Annotated in this window: 13 protein-coding genes; 5 read left to right on the forward strand and 8 right to left on the reverse strand. The window is 60.3% G+C overall.

Going from position 1 to position 13,145, the window contains the following annotated elements; translation table 11 throughout:
• Position 1: 1 nt before the first annotated feature.
• Positions 2-1,816, reverse strand: coding sequence for a translation elongation factor 4 (lepA, locus tag BLR31_RS08955; RefSeq protein WP_090595027.1), 1,815 nt, complete (start codon positions 1,814-1,816; stop codon positions 2-4).
• Between the two features lie 125 nt (positions 1,817-1,941).
• Between lepA and BLR31_RS08960 the strand changes: the two genes are divergently transcribed.
• Complete coding sequence (locus tag BLR31_RS08960) at positions 1,942-2,712, forward strand: extensin-like domain-containing protein (protein ID WP_176762584.1); 771 nt, start codon at positions 1,942-1,944, stop codon at positions 2,710-2,712.
• On the opposite strand, the gene BLR31_RS21670 is transcribed toward BLR31_RS08960, so the two are convergent.
• The gene (locus tag BLR31_RS21670) at positions 2,709-2,858 is read right to left on the reverse strand and encodes a hypothetical protein (protein ID WP_176762585.1); all 150 of its coding nucleotides are present in this window, start codon (positions 2,856-2,858) and stop codon (positions 2,709-2,711) included. The two genes, BLR31_RS08960 and BLR31_RS21670, sit on opposite strands and share 4 nt — an antisense overlap.
• A gap of 92 nt (positions 2,859-2,950) precedes the next feature.
• On the opposite strand from BLR31_RS21670, the gene BLR31_RS08965 reads away from it, so the two are divergent.
• Together BLR31_RS08965 and BLR31_RS08970 are read left to right on the forward strand one after the other, a co-directional pair.
• A complete protein-coding gene (locus BLR31_RS08965; RefSeq protein WP_090595032.1) occupies positions 2,951-3,838 on the forward strand; it encodes a LysR substrate-binding domain-containing protein in 888 nt (295 codons plus the stop codon).
• A complete protein-coding gene (locus BLR31_RS08970) occupies positions 3,835-4,656 on the forward strand; it encodes an alpha/beta fold hydrolase (RefSeq protein ID WP_090595034.1) in 822 nt (273 codons plus the stop codon). Before BLR31_RS08965 ends, BLR31_RS08970 begins: the two co-directional genes overlap by 4 nt.
• Here the strand turns inward: BLR31_RS08970 and BLR31_RS08975 are convergent.
• Positions 4,653-5,144, reverse strand: coding sequence for a DUF2306 domain-containing protein (locus BLR31_RS08975; RefSeq protein WP_090595635.1), 492 nt, complete (start codon positions 5,142-5,144; stop codon positions 4,653-4,655). The two genes, BLR31_RS08970 and BLR31_RS08975, sit on opposite strands and share 4 nt — an antisense overlap.
• A 103-nt stretch (positions 5,145-5,247) precedes the next feature.
• On the opposite strand from BLR31_RS08975, the gene BLR31_RS08980 reads away from it, so the two are divergent.
• Positions 5,248-6,054, forward strand: a complete 807-nt coding sequence (locus BLR31_RS08980; RefSeq protein WP_176762586.1) for a LytTR family DNA-binding domain-containing protein — start codon at positions 5,248-5,250, stop codon at positions 6,052-6,054.
• A gap of 36 nt (positions 6,055-6,090) precedes the next feature.
• Here BLR31_RS08980 and infB read toward each other — a convergent pair whose 3' ends face one another.
• From infB to BLR31_RS09005, 5 genes are all read right to left on the reverse strand, one after another.
• Positions 6,091-8,724 carry a translation initiation factor IF-2 gene (gene infB, locus BLR31_RS08985; RefSeq protein ID WP_090595041.1) on the reverse strand — a complete coding sequence of 878 codons (2,634 nt, stop codon included), beginning with the start codon at positions 8,722-8,724 and terminating at the stop codon, positions 6,091-6,093.
• Positions 8,721-9,335, reverse strand: a complete 615-nt coding sequence (locus BLR31_RS08990) for an RNA-binding protein (protein ID WP_425287224.1) — start codon at positions 9,333-9,335, stop codon at positions 8,721-8,723. The genes infB and BLR31_RS08990 overlap by 4 nt, the downstream gene beginning before the upstream one ends.
• Positions 9,336-9,356: 21 nt before the next feature.
• Positions 9,357-10,967 (reverse strand): transcription termination factor NusA, encoded by a 1,611-nt coding sequence (nusA, locus tag BLR31_RS08995; RefSeq protein ID WP_090595047.1) that lies wholly within the window; start codon positions 10,965-10,967, stop codon positions 9,357-9,359.
• A 12-nt stretch (positions 10,968-10,979) separates the two neighbouring features.
• Positions 10,980-11,603 (reverse strand): ribosome maturation factor RimP, encoded by a 624-nt coding sequence (gene rimP / locus BLR31_RS09000; protein ID WP_090595050.1) that lies wholly within the window; start codon positions 11,601-11,603, stop codon positions 10,980-10,982.
• A 189-nt stretch (positions 11,604-11,792) separates the two neighbouring features.
• A complete protein-coding gene (locus tag BLR31_RS09005) occupies positions 11,793-12,296 on the reverse strand; it encodes a MarR family winged helix-turn-helix transcriptional regulator (protein WP_176762587.1) in 504 nt (167 codons plus the stop codon).
• Between the two features lie 286 nt (positions 12,297-12,582).
• Here BLR31_RS09005 and ectA point away from each other — a divergent pair, with 286 nt between their 5' ends.
• Positions 12,583-13,137, forward strand: a complete 555-nt coding sequence (gene ectA / locus BLR31_RS09010; RefSeq protein WP_090595055.1) for a diaminobutyrate acetyltransferase — start codon at positions 12,583-12,585, stop codon at positions 13,135-13,137.
• Positions 13,138-13,145: the final 8 nt, after the last annotated feature.

Here is a 13,145-nt window from a genome sequence, read left to right on the forward strand (position 1 = left end):
ATCAATCGTCCATCTTGAGCGCCTTGATGAAGGCCTCCTGGGGGATTTCGACCTTGCCAAACTGGCGCATCTTCTTTTTCCCCTCTTTCTGCTTTTCGAGCAGTTTCCGCTTACGCGTCGCGTCACCGCCATAACATTTTGCGGTCACGTCCTTGCGCATGGCGCGTACGGTTTCGCGCGCAATGATGCGCCCGCCGATGGCGGCCTGGATGGGGATCACGAAGAGGTGGGGCGGTATCAGTTCCTTGAGCTTTTCACACATCTGGCGCCCGCGATATTCGGCGGCCGACCGGTGGACCAGCATCGAGAGCGCATCGACCGGCTCGGCATTGACCAGAATGCTCATCTTGACCAGATCGCCTGTGCGATAATCGTCGAGCTGGTAGTCGAAACTCGCATAACCCTTGGAGATCGATTTGAGCCGATCGTAGAAATCGAACACCACCTCGTTGAGCGGCAGATCGTATTCGACCATGGCGCGGTTGCCGACATAGCTCAAATTGGTCTGAATGCCGCGGCGGTCCTGGCAGAGCTTGAGGATCGCGCCGAGATAGTCGTCCGGCGTCAGGATCGTCGCCTTGATCCACGGCTCGCGGATCTCCTCGATCTTGACCGGATCGGGCAGATCGGCCGGATTATGCAGGGCGATTTCCGTGCCATCGATCATCACCACTTCATAGACCACCGAAGGGGCGGTGGTGATGAGATCGAGATTGAACTCGCGGGTCAGCCGTTCCTGGATGATTTCCAGATGCAGCAATCCCAAAAACCCACAGCGGAAACCAAAGCCCAGCGCGGCCGAGGTTTCCATTTCGAACGAAAAGCTGGCGTCGTTCAAACGCAGCTTGCCCATGGCGGCACGAAGGTCTTCGAAGTCTGACGCATCGACTGGGAACAGCCCGCAAAAGACAACCGGCTGCGCGGGACGAAAACCGGGAAGCGGCTCGGCCGTGGGCTTTTTATCGTCGGTGATGGTGTCGCCGACATTGGTGTCGGCCACTTCCTTGATCGAGGCTGTGAAAAAGCCGATCTCGCCCGGCCCCAGCTCGCCGACATCGACAAGCTTGGGGGTAAAAACACCCACGCGGTCGAGCTCGTAGGAAGCACCCGCCTGCATCATGCGGATCTTCTGGCCCTTCCTGATACGGCCATCGATCACCCGGATCAGAACCACGACGCCGAGATAAAGATCGTACCAGCTATCGACCAAGAGGGCCTTGAGCGGCGCGTTTTCGTCGCCCTTGGGTGCCGGGAGCCTCTCGACAATGGCTGCGAGCACCTTTTCGATGCCCAGGCCCGATTTTGCGGAAATTTCCACCGCTTCGGACGCATCGATCCCGATCACATCCTCGATTTGCTGCTTGACCCGTTCGGGTTCGGCCGCCGGCAAATCGATCTTGTTGAGGACCGGCACGATCTCGTGGTTCACTTCGATCGCATGATAGACGTTCGCCAGGGTCTGCGCCTCGACGCCCTGCGCGGCGTCGACCACCAGCAGCGAGCCTTCACACGCAGCGAGCGAGCGGTTCACCTCATAGGCGAAATCGACGTGACCCGGCGTGTCGATGAGATTGAGCACATAATGCTCGCCATCGGTGTGTTCATATTCGAGCCGCACCGTCTGGGCCTTGATGGTGATGCCGCGCTCGCGCTCGATATCCATCGAGTCGAGCACCTGCTCCTTCATCTCGCGCAAATCGAGCCCGCCGGTCAGTTGAATCAGGCGATCGGCAAGCGTCGACTTGCCGTGGTCGATATGCGCCACGATCGAAAAATTGCGGATGCGGGAAAGCGGGGTCTTCTGCGGTGTTTTCATGGGGCCGCTGATAGCAGCAAACACGGGCGTTTTGGAAGATGGTTTGTGCGCGGTTAACACCAGATCGGCAACGTGATGACTCCTCGCGCGTTGAGATAGCAATTGCCAGCGTCGGAGGACGGCATTTGAAACGGCTTATCGCAATTCTAGCCCTCTTGTCGCTGACAGCACCGGCGCTCGCGCAAGATGCAGTTGAAGATCCCCCCATCCCCCAGCCACGGCCCGAAGGGTTGGGTGAAACGCAGGGCGATACGCTCACTCAAAAGCCTGAAACCGATATCACCGAGGGCCAAGATCCTGAACCCGCCGACAGCGAAACGGGCGAACTTGAACGTATCTACCAGGCGGCGTGCCCGGCGCTGATCAGTGGTAGGATCGTTGGCGAAATGATCCCGCCTCTCTCGGAGGGCACATGCGGTCAGCAAAGTCCTATCGCCCTTGATGCCATAGCCCTGAATGGCCGTCAGATCGCTTTACCGGGCAGGCCGGTGACCAGTTGTTCCGTTGCAACCGCGCTGGCCGATTGGGCTGAGGATGTCGATGCATACGCCGATGCGGCGCTGGGTACGCGTATTGAAAGCCTTGCCACAGGGCCAGGCTATCAGTGTCGGCTGCGCAACGGAGCCGACACCGGGTTCGTCTCCGAACACGGTCTGGGTAATGCCGTCGACATCTCCGCCATCACAATGGCTGACGGTCGATCGATCACCATTTTGGATGACTGGGAAACGAGAGCGGCAAGCGAGGAGGGGCAATTTCTCTCCTTCGCCCACTCATCGGCATGTACAGGATTTACCACGGTTCTCGGCCCCGAAGCCAACGCGGACCATGAGGACCATTTCCACTTCGATCTCGGTTGCCACGGACAAAGCTGCACAGCGCGCATCTGCGACTAATCCTTGGGGCACCGCGCGGTGTTGGGATGGTAAGGCGGCAGATCGGCCATCTCCCGCAGGCTGAGATAGGCAGGAGGCTCGCCCTCCGAAGTGCGCGGGTCCGGATAGATTTGCTCAACGAAAAAGCGACGAATATATTTCCACACAACATCTCTCCTGATTGGTTTATCAGGAGATTTTCTTTATTGTCGCGCTACAAACAATCGACATTGCCTCGCGGTAATTTTAGAAAAACTATATGACAGACGTCCTCGCAATCCCACTTAACGCCTTGCGCGCGTTGGAAATGACCGCGCGGCTAGGCGGCCTCGCTCCCGCCGCCGATGCCCTGGGCGTTACGGTCGGCGCCATCAGCCAGCACATCAAGCGCGCCGAAGAGAGAGCTGGAATGCGCCTGTTCGATCGCACCGCGAACGGTCTCAGACCGACCCCTCAACTCGAATTGATCCTGCCTTTGCTGCGTACCGGCTTTTCGTCGATCGCCGAAGCGAGTGCCCGCTTGGTTGCTGACGAGGGGCGCGTGCTCAACGTCACACTGGGCCACGTTTCGGCGTCACGCTGGTTGGTTTGGCGTCTGGCGCAGTTCTATGCCCTCCATCCGGACATTGAGGTCCGCCTTCTGCCCACTGACGCCCTGGTCGACCTTTCTCGTCCAGACATTGATTGCGGTATCCGTTTTGGGCGCGGCGATTGGCGCGACGTCGAGGCCATGTCGCTCGCGCGCGGCGAAGTCTATCCCGTCTGCGCTCCGGCACTGTCCGAGCGCCTGAAAACACCAGCCGATCTTGCCAGAGTGCCGGTCATTCGTGATCAGATGACCATGCTCTCCTGGACCGAATGGCTGGAGGCCGCCGGGGTGCCCGATCTTGAATTGTCGGGGCCGGTCTATACCGACCCCGCGCTTTCCTTTGACGCGGCTGTCTCGGGACAGGGGGTCTTGCTGGCGGTTGGCATCATGTCCGAGCATGCCGAAAGGCTGGGGCAATTGGTGCGCCCATTCCCGCAAGGTGTTCTGCCTGCCAATGGCTATTGGTTCGTAACGGCAAGGGGGCGGGATCTGCCGTCCAGAACACGCAAGTTTCGCGACTGGCTGGTCGGCGAGATGGCGCGGGAGGGCGGACAATGAGCGTGGAGCACGAACGGAGGCTGACAACGAGCGACGGCGTTGAGCTGGTCTATGGCGATTACGGCCCGAAGACCGGTGAACCAGTCGTCCTGTGCCACGGCCTAGCAGCCGGAGGTGTTCAATTCACAGCTGATGCCATGGAGTTTGCCAATCTAGGCTACCGCGTCCTGGTACCCGATTTGCGCGGTCATGGCCGCTCCGCCACGCCCGATCCGGCGGCGCCACGAAACTATACGATAGAACGCATGGCGCTCGATCTTCTCGAAGTGCTCGACAACGCTGGGACTGCCGAGGTCCACTATGTCGGTAATTCTCTTGGGGGAATTCTGGGTCTCCACCTTCTGAAAGACCACGGTCGGCGCTTTGCGACGCTTTCAACGTTCGGCACCTCGGTCGCGCTCAATCTGCCGGGGTTCACGGCCAGCCTTGTGCCGTTGAGTTATCGCCTTACCGGGCCCGCACTGGCGGCAAAAGTGACGGCATGGGCCACGACGCCCTCACCAGAGGGCCGCAAGATCGTCGAGGCCCTGATTGCCAAGTTCGATCCGCAGGTCGGCCGCGCGGTAGTTGACGCCGTAAGTCGCTATGATCTGTCAGCCAACGTGGCGCATTACAGCGGCCCGTATCTGCTGATCCGCGGCGCCAAAGACCGGCAGGTCAACGCCGCGCTCAAACTCTACCTGCCCGACCTCAGGGCCCTGCCCAATTTCACCCTCGTCGACCTACCCAACGCCGGCCACTGCGCCAACCTAGACGCCCCAGCAGCGTTCCGCACAACGCTTCTTGATTTCTGGCGTCGACACCCGATGCGGGGCTAAACCGTAGATCGGCGCATCCGTCGACCGACGATCATCGTTACCGCAATGAGGGCCGCAACGCCGGTGGCAACCAATGCCGCCGTCTGGCCACCATCGGCAAAAACAACGTCATGCATACGACGACCCGGCAAGAGTGTGAATGATCCGGCCAGGATTAACGCGCCGACATAAAGTCCGATCATCTGTCCCCTATGCGCTCTGACATTGCCCCGCCGGATGAACCAGACCCCCTGGGCGACGCCGAAGAGGGTGTAGAGCGAGAGAATGTGGATCCAGCTATAGGGCCCGAACATCCGCACTTCTGTGATCAGGAACGACGAGAGCGCGACCACCACCATGGTCGCTATCCACACGCGCCCCATGGCCTTGTGAAGTCTTGTGCCCTTTTTGAGTAGCAACACGATCGTGCCCAGAACCAGCGCGAATATCGCGCTCCCGGCATGGATCTGGATGGCGGGTCCCGCAAGGGAAAGAGCTGTTGCATCCACTGGGTCTCTCCTTCATGTTTTGGCGCTTGGGCCAGGCATGCATACGGAATGGCAAGTCCGTCAGGTCGACAAGTTCGAATGCGCGAGCAGGGATGTTGAATTCGTGAATGAAAAGCCCCTGCAATTGGCGCTTCGCGAATTGCGCGCCGCTTATACCGATCCGATAGCGCTCGCAGCCATGATCGGAGTGGGTTTGATCGCCGGGATCACCGGGCCATTTTCGACCTTCGAGTATCTCCCGCTTGCGCCGCGGCTGCTCTACTGGATGCTGATCGTCTTTGGCACCTACAGCGCGGGTCAAATCGGGGCCAGCCTGACACAAAAACTCGTGCCCCAACGCTGCCCGCTTATCGTGCGCATTGCGGCGCTGGGACTAGGCGCATCGATCCCCGTAACGTCCTGCGTCGTCGCCATCAGTTGGCTGTTCGTGCCCGATCTGCGCGTCACCGGATTGAGCCTTGGAGAATTGTTTCTCTATTGCCTCTTGATCAGCCTGGCTCTGATCGCCGTGCTCGAAGGGGTGGTGGTGCCGCAAATGGCGCGACGCCAAAATCAGGCGGCCGAAACGCCCAGTGCCGAAAAGCCGCCCGCCCTGTTGGATCGACTGCCCCACGCGGTCCGCGGGCAATTGAGCCACCTCTCGATGGCCGATCACTATGTCGAGGTATTCACCGATAAGGGCAGGGCACTGGTGCTTATGCGATTGGCCGACGCCATCGCCGAGACAGAACCGGTTGCTGGGCTGCAGATTCATCGCAGCCATTGGGTGGCCATTGCCGCAATCGCGAGGCTGACGCGGGCGGATGGACGCCCGGTGATCGAACTGACGAGCGGCGAGACGCTACCCGTCTCGCGATCCTACCTTGAGGCAACCCGGGTGGCGTTGGACACGAAAAAAGCGCGACCCTGACGGATCGCGCTCTCAAATCGTGTCGGTGGTGAAAGCCTACAGCGAGCGCTGCACCTTCTCCACGCGATAGCATTCGATGACATCGCCTGCGCGCATGTCTTCGTACTTCTCGAACGCCATACCGCATTCCTGGCCAGCCTGAACCTCTTTGACTTCGTCTTTGAAGCGCTTGAGGGTCGAAAGCTTGCCTTCGTGGATAACCACGTTGTCGCGGATAAGGCGGACGCCTGCGCCACGCTCGACCATGCCCTCGGTGATGCGGCAGCCCGCAACCTTGCCAACCTTGGAGATGTTGAACACTTCCAGGATTTCGGCATTGCCGAGGAAGGTTTCGCGCACTTCCGGCGCCAGCATACCGCTCATTACGCCCTTAACGTCGTCGATAAGGTCGTAGATGATGTTGTAGTAGCGCACTTCGATGTCTTCGCGCTGCGCCAATTCGGCGGCCTGCTTGTTGGCACGCACGTTAAAGCCGATGATCACTGCGCCAGATGCCGTTGCCAGCGTCACGTCGGATTCGGTGATCCCGCCCACGCCCGAATAGAGGATCTGGGCAGAAACTTCGTCGGTCGAGAGCTTGTTGAGCGCCGTAACGATCGCTTCGACCGAACCCTGAACGTCGCCCTTGATGACCAGCGGGAACTTGGCAATGCCCGAGGCCTTGAGCTGGTTCATCATCTGCTCGAGCGATGTCGCGCCGCCACCTGCGGTCTTCTCGCGAATGACGCGCTGACGATATTCGGTGATCTCGCGAGCCCGCGCTTCGCTTTCGACAACCGCAAAACGGTCGCCAGCATCGGGAACGCCCGAAAAGCCAAGCACTTCGACCGGGGTCGAGGGACCGGCCGATTTGGCCTGTGCGCCCTTGTCGTCGATCAATGCACGAACCTTGGCCCATTCATTGCCAGCCACAACGATATCGCCGACGCTGAGTGCGCCCCGCTGGACGAGCATCGTGGCAACCGCGCCGCGACCCTTGTCGAGCTTGGATTCGATGACCAAACCTTGGGCAGGACCCTTGTCCGGTGCCTTGAGCTCGAGGAATTCGGACTGCAGGATCACAGCTTCCAGAAGGCCGTCGAGATTGGTCTTCTTGAGCGCCGAGACCTCGACGTCCAGAACTTCACCACCCATCGATTCCACGAATACTTCATGCTGAAGCAGTTCGGTGCGAACGCGGGTAGAATCGGCGCCGGGTTTGTCGATCTTGTTGATGGCCACGATGATCGGAACACCAGCCGCCTTGGCGTGCTTGATGGATTCGACCGTCTGCGGCATCACACCATCGTCGGCTGCCACCACTAGGATGGCAATATCGGTTGCCTGCGCGCCACGGGCACGCATGGCGGTGAACGCCTCGTGGCCCGGGGTGTCGAGGAAGGTGATCTTCTGGCCGTTGGTTTCGACCTGATAGGCGCCGATGTGCTGGGTAATGCCGCCAGCTTCGGTGTCGACAACCTTGGCTTCGCGGATCGCATCGAGCAGGCTGGTCTTGCCGTGGTCGACGTGACCCATGATGGTAACGACCGGAGCGCGCGATACCAGATCGCCGGCGTCGTCATTGGTGACGTCGTCGTAAAGGCCCTCTTCGACGTCGCTCTCGGCAACGCGCTTGACCGTATGGCCCAGCTCGGTTGCGATCAGTTCGGCGGTATCAACATCGATAACGTCGTTGATCTTGAGCATCTGGCCCTGTGCCATCAACAGCTTGATGATGTCGACGGCGCGCTCGGACATGCGGTTGGCCAACTCGGCCACCGTAATCACTTCCGGCACGATCACTTCGCGCGCCAGCTTGGGCTGGGCGACCTTGGTGGTGCGGCCCATCTTCTTGTTCTGGCGACGGCGCATTGCTGCGAGCGAAGTCTGGCGATCATTGTCGTCCAGCGCCGAATTGACGTTGAGACGGCCACGCGAGTTTGAATCGCGGCGCGTAGGCGTCGCGCTCGGCTTTGGCGCAGCGTTGCGCTTGGCGCGCTCGAGCTCGTCCTTGTCGACAAGCGCCTTGGGGCCAGGCGCGGCGCGACGGCGCACGCGATCGTCCTCGCCTTCGCCCGGAGGCGGCGGGGGCGGCATGTTGGGTTCCGCGGCGCGCGGGCTCGGCTTGGCGACGGGCTTGGGACGTGCCTGACCGGCCCGAACGGGCACGATCTGGTCAAGCTCGGCATTGACCTTGTCGGCAGCTTCACCGGCAGCCTTGTCGGCTTCGAGAGCCTGTGCCCGGCGTTCGATTTCCTCGCGCTCGGCCTTGCGGCGCGCATCGATCTCGGCGTGGCGCTTGGTTTCTTCTTCAGCCTTGATCCGGTCGTCGTCGGCGCGTGCAGCCGCTTCGCGCAGGGCGCGTTCGCGGGCCTGAGCCTCGTTCTGGGTCAGGCTGCCCGAAGGTGCGCCCGAATGGCGTGGGCTCGCAGGCTGCGGGCGTCCACCGGGACGCTGTCCCTGCGGGCGCTGGCCTTGCGGACGTGGGCTGCCGCCGCCCGAAGGGGCGCTGCTGCCAGATTGTGGTGCACCCGTGCCAGGTCCACCGACGCGGCGCGTGCGCTTTTCAACAACCACAGTGCGTGAGGACCGCGACATTCCGGGGCGTGCGCCGAGATTTGGCGCGCCCTTGAGGGTCAGGGTCTTTTTCCCCGAGCCCTGATCGTCGCTGGTCTTGTCCTTATCGGTCATATGGTGCCGTCTTCTTCTCTGTCTGTGGCGATATAGCGGTCAAGCCTATTGGCCCGTTCAATCGCCGAATTTGCCGCCGCGCCGGGAGTCAGCGCAGCGTGTATCACATTTTCAAGCCCCAATGCCAAACCCAATTGGGTCGACGAAAGAGATTCGATATGGGGCGGCGGCGTGTCGAAACCGCGCCGCACCGACTGTAGCATCTTGCGCCGGCCATCCGGGGCCGCGTCGGACGCGGTAATCAATGCCGCGACCTTCCCGCTTTCGAGAAGGCCAGCAACCTTGGCCGCGCCGGTGGCGAGAGCGCCGGCCTTGCGCGCCAATCCCAAGGCGCCGACGAGGCGCTGTTCTAACCGAGCCTTGACCATAAGCGCAAGGTCGGCGGGCACTTCGACATTGGTCTTGAGGCTCTTGGCAAACGCTTTGCGCTTGACCGCCTCTTCGACCGCAGCCTTGTCGCCCTTGACCCAGACGCCTCGGCCGGGGGCCTTGGCGTCCACATCGGGGGCGATCACGCCATCAGGTGAAACCGCGAACCGGATGAGTGCAGACGCGGGCAATTCTTCCCGCGTCAGCGCGCACATCCTCGTTACAGTCTTTTCGCGGCCCAACCCTTGGTATTCCCTTCCAGCCTATTCGGCCGCGCCTTCGACGACAGCGTCTTCGTCTTCGGCAACTTCGGCCTGGGGCATGTCAGCTTCGGTGATCCAGCCAGCCTTCAATCGGGCCGCCATGATCATGTCCTCGGCTTCTTCCTTGCTCAGCGGGAAGTCCGAAAGCGTACCTTCGTAGCGCTTGGTTTCCCCGTCCTTGCGTTCGCTCCAACCGATCAGATCGTCGGCAACGCAACCGGCAAAATCTTCGACCGTCTTGATCTCGTCCTTTCCGAGTGCCACGAGCATCGCAGCCGAAAGGCCGGGAATGTCGTAGAGCGCGTCTTCAACCCCGAGCGACTGCCGCTCTTCGTCAAGGGCGCGTTCCTGCGCATCGAGAAACTCGGTAGCGCGGTTCTGGATTTCTCCGGCAGTCTCTTCGTCGAACCCGCCGATCGAAGCGATTTCCGCCAGATCGACGTAAGCGAGTTCTTCGATCGAAGAGAAGCCTTCCGAAGCCAGAAGCTGAGCGACCATCTCGTCGACGTCTAGGGCATTCATGAACAGCGTCGAGCGTTCCGTGAATTCCTTCTGGCGGCGCTCGGATTCTTCCTGTTCGGTCAGGATGTCGATGTCCCAGCCGATCAACTGGCTGGCAAGCCGCACGTTCTGTCCACGGCGACCGATGGCCAGAGAAAGCTGCTCATCGGGAACCACGACTTCGACGCGCTCGGCCTGTTCGTCGAGAACCACCTTGGCCACGTCCGCAGGCTGAAGCGCCGAAACGACCAGATCTGCTATATTGTTCGTCCAGGGGATAATATCAATCTTTTCGCCCTGCAATTCTCCAACGACCGCCTGCACGCGGCTACCGCGCATACCCACGCACGCGCCGACCGGATCGATCGAGGAATCCGACGAGGTCACGGCAATCTTGGCGCGCGAGCCCGGATCGCGGGCGATCGAACGGATGGTGATGATGCCGTCGTAAATCTCCGGCACTTCCTGGGCAAAGAGCTTTGCCATGAACTGCGGATGGGTGCGCGAGAGGAAAATCTGCGGCCCACGCTGTTCGCGACGGACGTCATAGATATAAGCACGGACCCGGTCGCCATAGCGGAACTGTTCGCGCGGGATCAACTCGTCGCGGCGGATGATGGCTTCGCCACGACCCAGATCGACGATGACGTTGCCATATTCGACGCGCTTGACCGAACCGTTGACGATCTCGCCCATGCGGTCGACATATTCTTCATACATCCGGTCGCGCTCGGCATCGCGCACCTTCTGAACGATAACCTGCTTGGCGGACTGTGCAGCGATACGACCGAATTCGATCGGGGGCAGGGGCTCGGTCACGTAGTCGCCCAGCTTGGCGGCATCGTTCTTGGTCAGCGCTTCCTTCAAGGAAATCTGGCGACCATATTCTTCGATGCGTTCGACGACTTCGAGCAGACGCCACAAGCGCAATTCGCCAGTCTTGGGATTGATCTCGGCTTTGACTTCGGTTTCGGCCCCGTAACGGGCCTTGGCGGCACGCTGGATGGCTTCTTCCATCGCTTCGATCACAATCATGCGGTCGATGGATTTTTCGCGCGCTACCGCATCGGCGATCTGCAAAAGTTCCAGTCTGTTGGCTGAAACGGCCATCTCTGTCGTCTCCTAGTTGCGCTCGTCGGCGTCAGAGCCGTCGGTGTCGTCGGTGTAAATGGTTTCGACGTCTTCGTCGGTTTCGTCGAAGTCGGGATGTTCTTCCTGCGCCTTGCGCGCCGCATCGAGCAGTTTGTCGGTCATCAACAATTTGGCGTCTGCCAGGAGCGAGAGAGGCAGTGTGTGGACCGGTTCGGTTCCGACCGGTGCGTCCGGCAGGCGGATAGAAAACGTTTCGTCGTCAGCGCCTACGATATCGCCGCGAAACCGCTTGCGGCCATCAACCATGTCGGACAGCTCGATCTTGGCCTCGTGTCCGGCCCAGGTGATGAAATCGCGGGCCCGGACCAGCGGGCGATCGACGCCCGGCGACGAGATTTCGAGGTGATACTCGCGGTCGATCGGATCTTCGAGATCGAGGATCGGGTTGAGATCGGCATGAAGCTTTTCGCAATCTTCGATCGCAAAGCGCCCCGTCTCGTCCTCGCACATGATCTGCAGCGTGCAGCCATTCTCGTTGGTCACGCGGATACGCACGAGGTCATAGCCCAGCGATTCCGCCACCGGTTCGACGATACCGGCGATACGCGCTTCAAGCGCTGATTCTCGAATGTAGCGTTTGGTGTTGGTAGCCATACGTCCAGGGTCTTGCGTGGTCGGCTGCCGAGCGCGAAGTGGTGGCCACTTCTACCGGCAACCCCCGATTTGGTAATAAAAAAGAGCGGGGCCGGTCGGCACCCACTCTCAATTGATCTGAGATTGTTGGCCACCATATAGCGCCCCGGCACCAGAAAGGCAAGATCAGCCAGCGGCGTGGCGCATATTCTAATGCGGCACGTCTCCGTCTGCATCGAGCCGGGGTGCCAGCATCGGGTCGGCAGCCAGCACCGCCGCAGCCTCGTCTTCTGCGCCGAGCATGTCTGCCACGCGCTCGAGCGCGGCGATCAGCATGAGCTGTTCCCACTCTGCCAGAACCGAAAACGCCGCGTGGAACTGGGCGTGTGCGCCGTCGGGCGCGATCTCGAGAATCTTGCGCCCACTTTCGGTCAGGCTCAGCCAAACTTGGCGGCGATCTGTCTGTCCCTTGCGACGCATGACGACCCCGAGGGCCTCGAGCTTATGGATCAACGCAGTGGCCGTCGCTTGGGTTATGCCCATACGCGCCGCGATCGAACCGGCGGTATGTTCACCACCATCGTCGAGCATCTGCATAAAGATGAGCTGGGACGGAGTCAGACCCGTTTCGCGCATCAGCGCCTTGGAATTCAGTTCGGTCTTGCGCAGGATTTTGCGCAGCGCCGAGAGGGCGGTTTTTGTAGGGGCTTGCACGGTCCGGCCCTGCTCCAGCGATCGATCATGCATCGTCTTTACCTATGGTTTTGCCGTCCCCCAAGCCCCTACATGGTACAAGTGTTTCGACATTGCTAACAAAATTTAGCAACGAGCATCCACAGGACGCCCAGCTATATTCTCCACAAAACAATCACATTGTGCATTAAATAACTGATTTAGCTTGTTAAAATGAAATATGGCGACATTGGGAACAAAATCCGTCGGTTGACATTTAGTTCGTATAAGCTAACTAAGTGCCCGGAACAGCACTGGAGGCCCAGCTATGAAACTCACAGCCGTCACCCACGGTAATACCAACGCGCGCTCATCGATCGCGATTCGCGCGCCAAAACGAGAAGATGGCGCGGCGGTCTGGCAGCTCATCTCGGATACGACCTCACTCGACGACAATTCCATGTACTGCAATCTTTTGCAGTGCAGCCATTTCGCCGCCACTTGCGCGTTGGCTGAAATGGATGGCGAGGTTGTCGGTTGGGTTTCGGGCTATATCCCGCCCGAACATCCCGACACCTATTTCGTCTGGCAGGTGTGCGTCGCCGAAAAGGCCCGCGGCAAAGGTCTGGCCAAGCGCCTGATCAATGCAGTCCTCGCCCGCAAGGTTTGCGCCGAGGTCACTCAGGTTCAGTCTACCATCACCAAAGACAATAAGCCCTCCTGGGCGCTGTTTGGTTCGATCGCCGATACGCTGGATGCCGAACTGGCGCGCAAGCCGCACTTCAAGCGCGAAGATCATTTCGCCGGCCTGCACGACACCGAATTTCTTGTCACCATCGGTCCATTCGAGCGCGAGGCTTTGCCCGTGCGCTCCGCCGCCTGAATCAAGAT

Source organism: Pelagibacterium luteolum (assembly GCF_900100665.1).
In the GTDB taxonomy this organism is placed as follows: domain Bacteria; phylum Pseudomonadota; class Alphaproteobacteria; order Rhizobiales; family Devosiaceae; genus Pelagibacterium; species Pelagibacterium luteolum.

Excerpts from the sequence above, each read along its gene's own strand:
- lepA (WP_090595027.1), bottom strand. The coding sequence starts at position 1,816 with ATGAAAACACCGCAGAAGACCCCGCTTTCCCGCATCCGCAATTTTTCG.
- BLR31_RS08965 (WP_090595032.1), top strand. The coding sequence starts at position 2,951 with ATGACAGACGTCCTCGCAATCCCACTTAACGCCTTGCGCGCGTTGGAA.
- BLR31_RS08970 (WP_090595034.1), top strand. The coding sequence starts at position 3,835 with ATGAGCGTGGAGCACGAACGGAGGCTGACAACGAGCGACGGCGTTGAG.
- infB (WP_090595041.1), bottom strand. The coding sequence starts at position 8,724 with ATGACCGATAAGGACAAGACCAGCGACGATCAGGGCTCGGGGAAAAAG.
- nusA (WP_090595047.1), bottom strand. The coding sequence starts at position 10,967 with ATGGCCGTTTCAGCCAACAGACTGGAACTTTTGCAGATCGCCGATGCG.
- rimP (WP_090595050.1), bottom strand. The coding sequence starts at position 11,603 with ATGGCTACCAACACCAAACGCTACATTCGAGAATCAGCGCTTGAAGCG.
- ectA (WP_090595055.1), top strand. The coding sequence starts at position 12,583 with ATGAAACTCACAGCCGTCACCCACGGTAATACCAACGCGCGCTCATCG.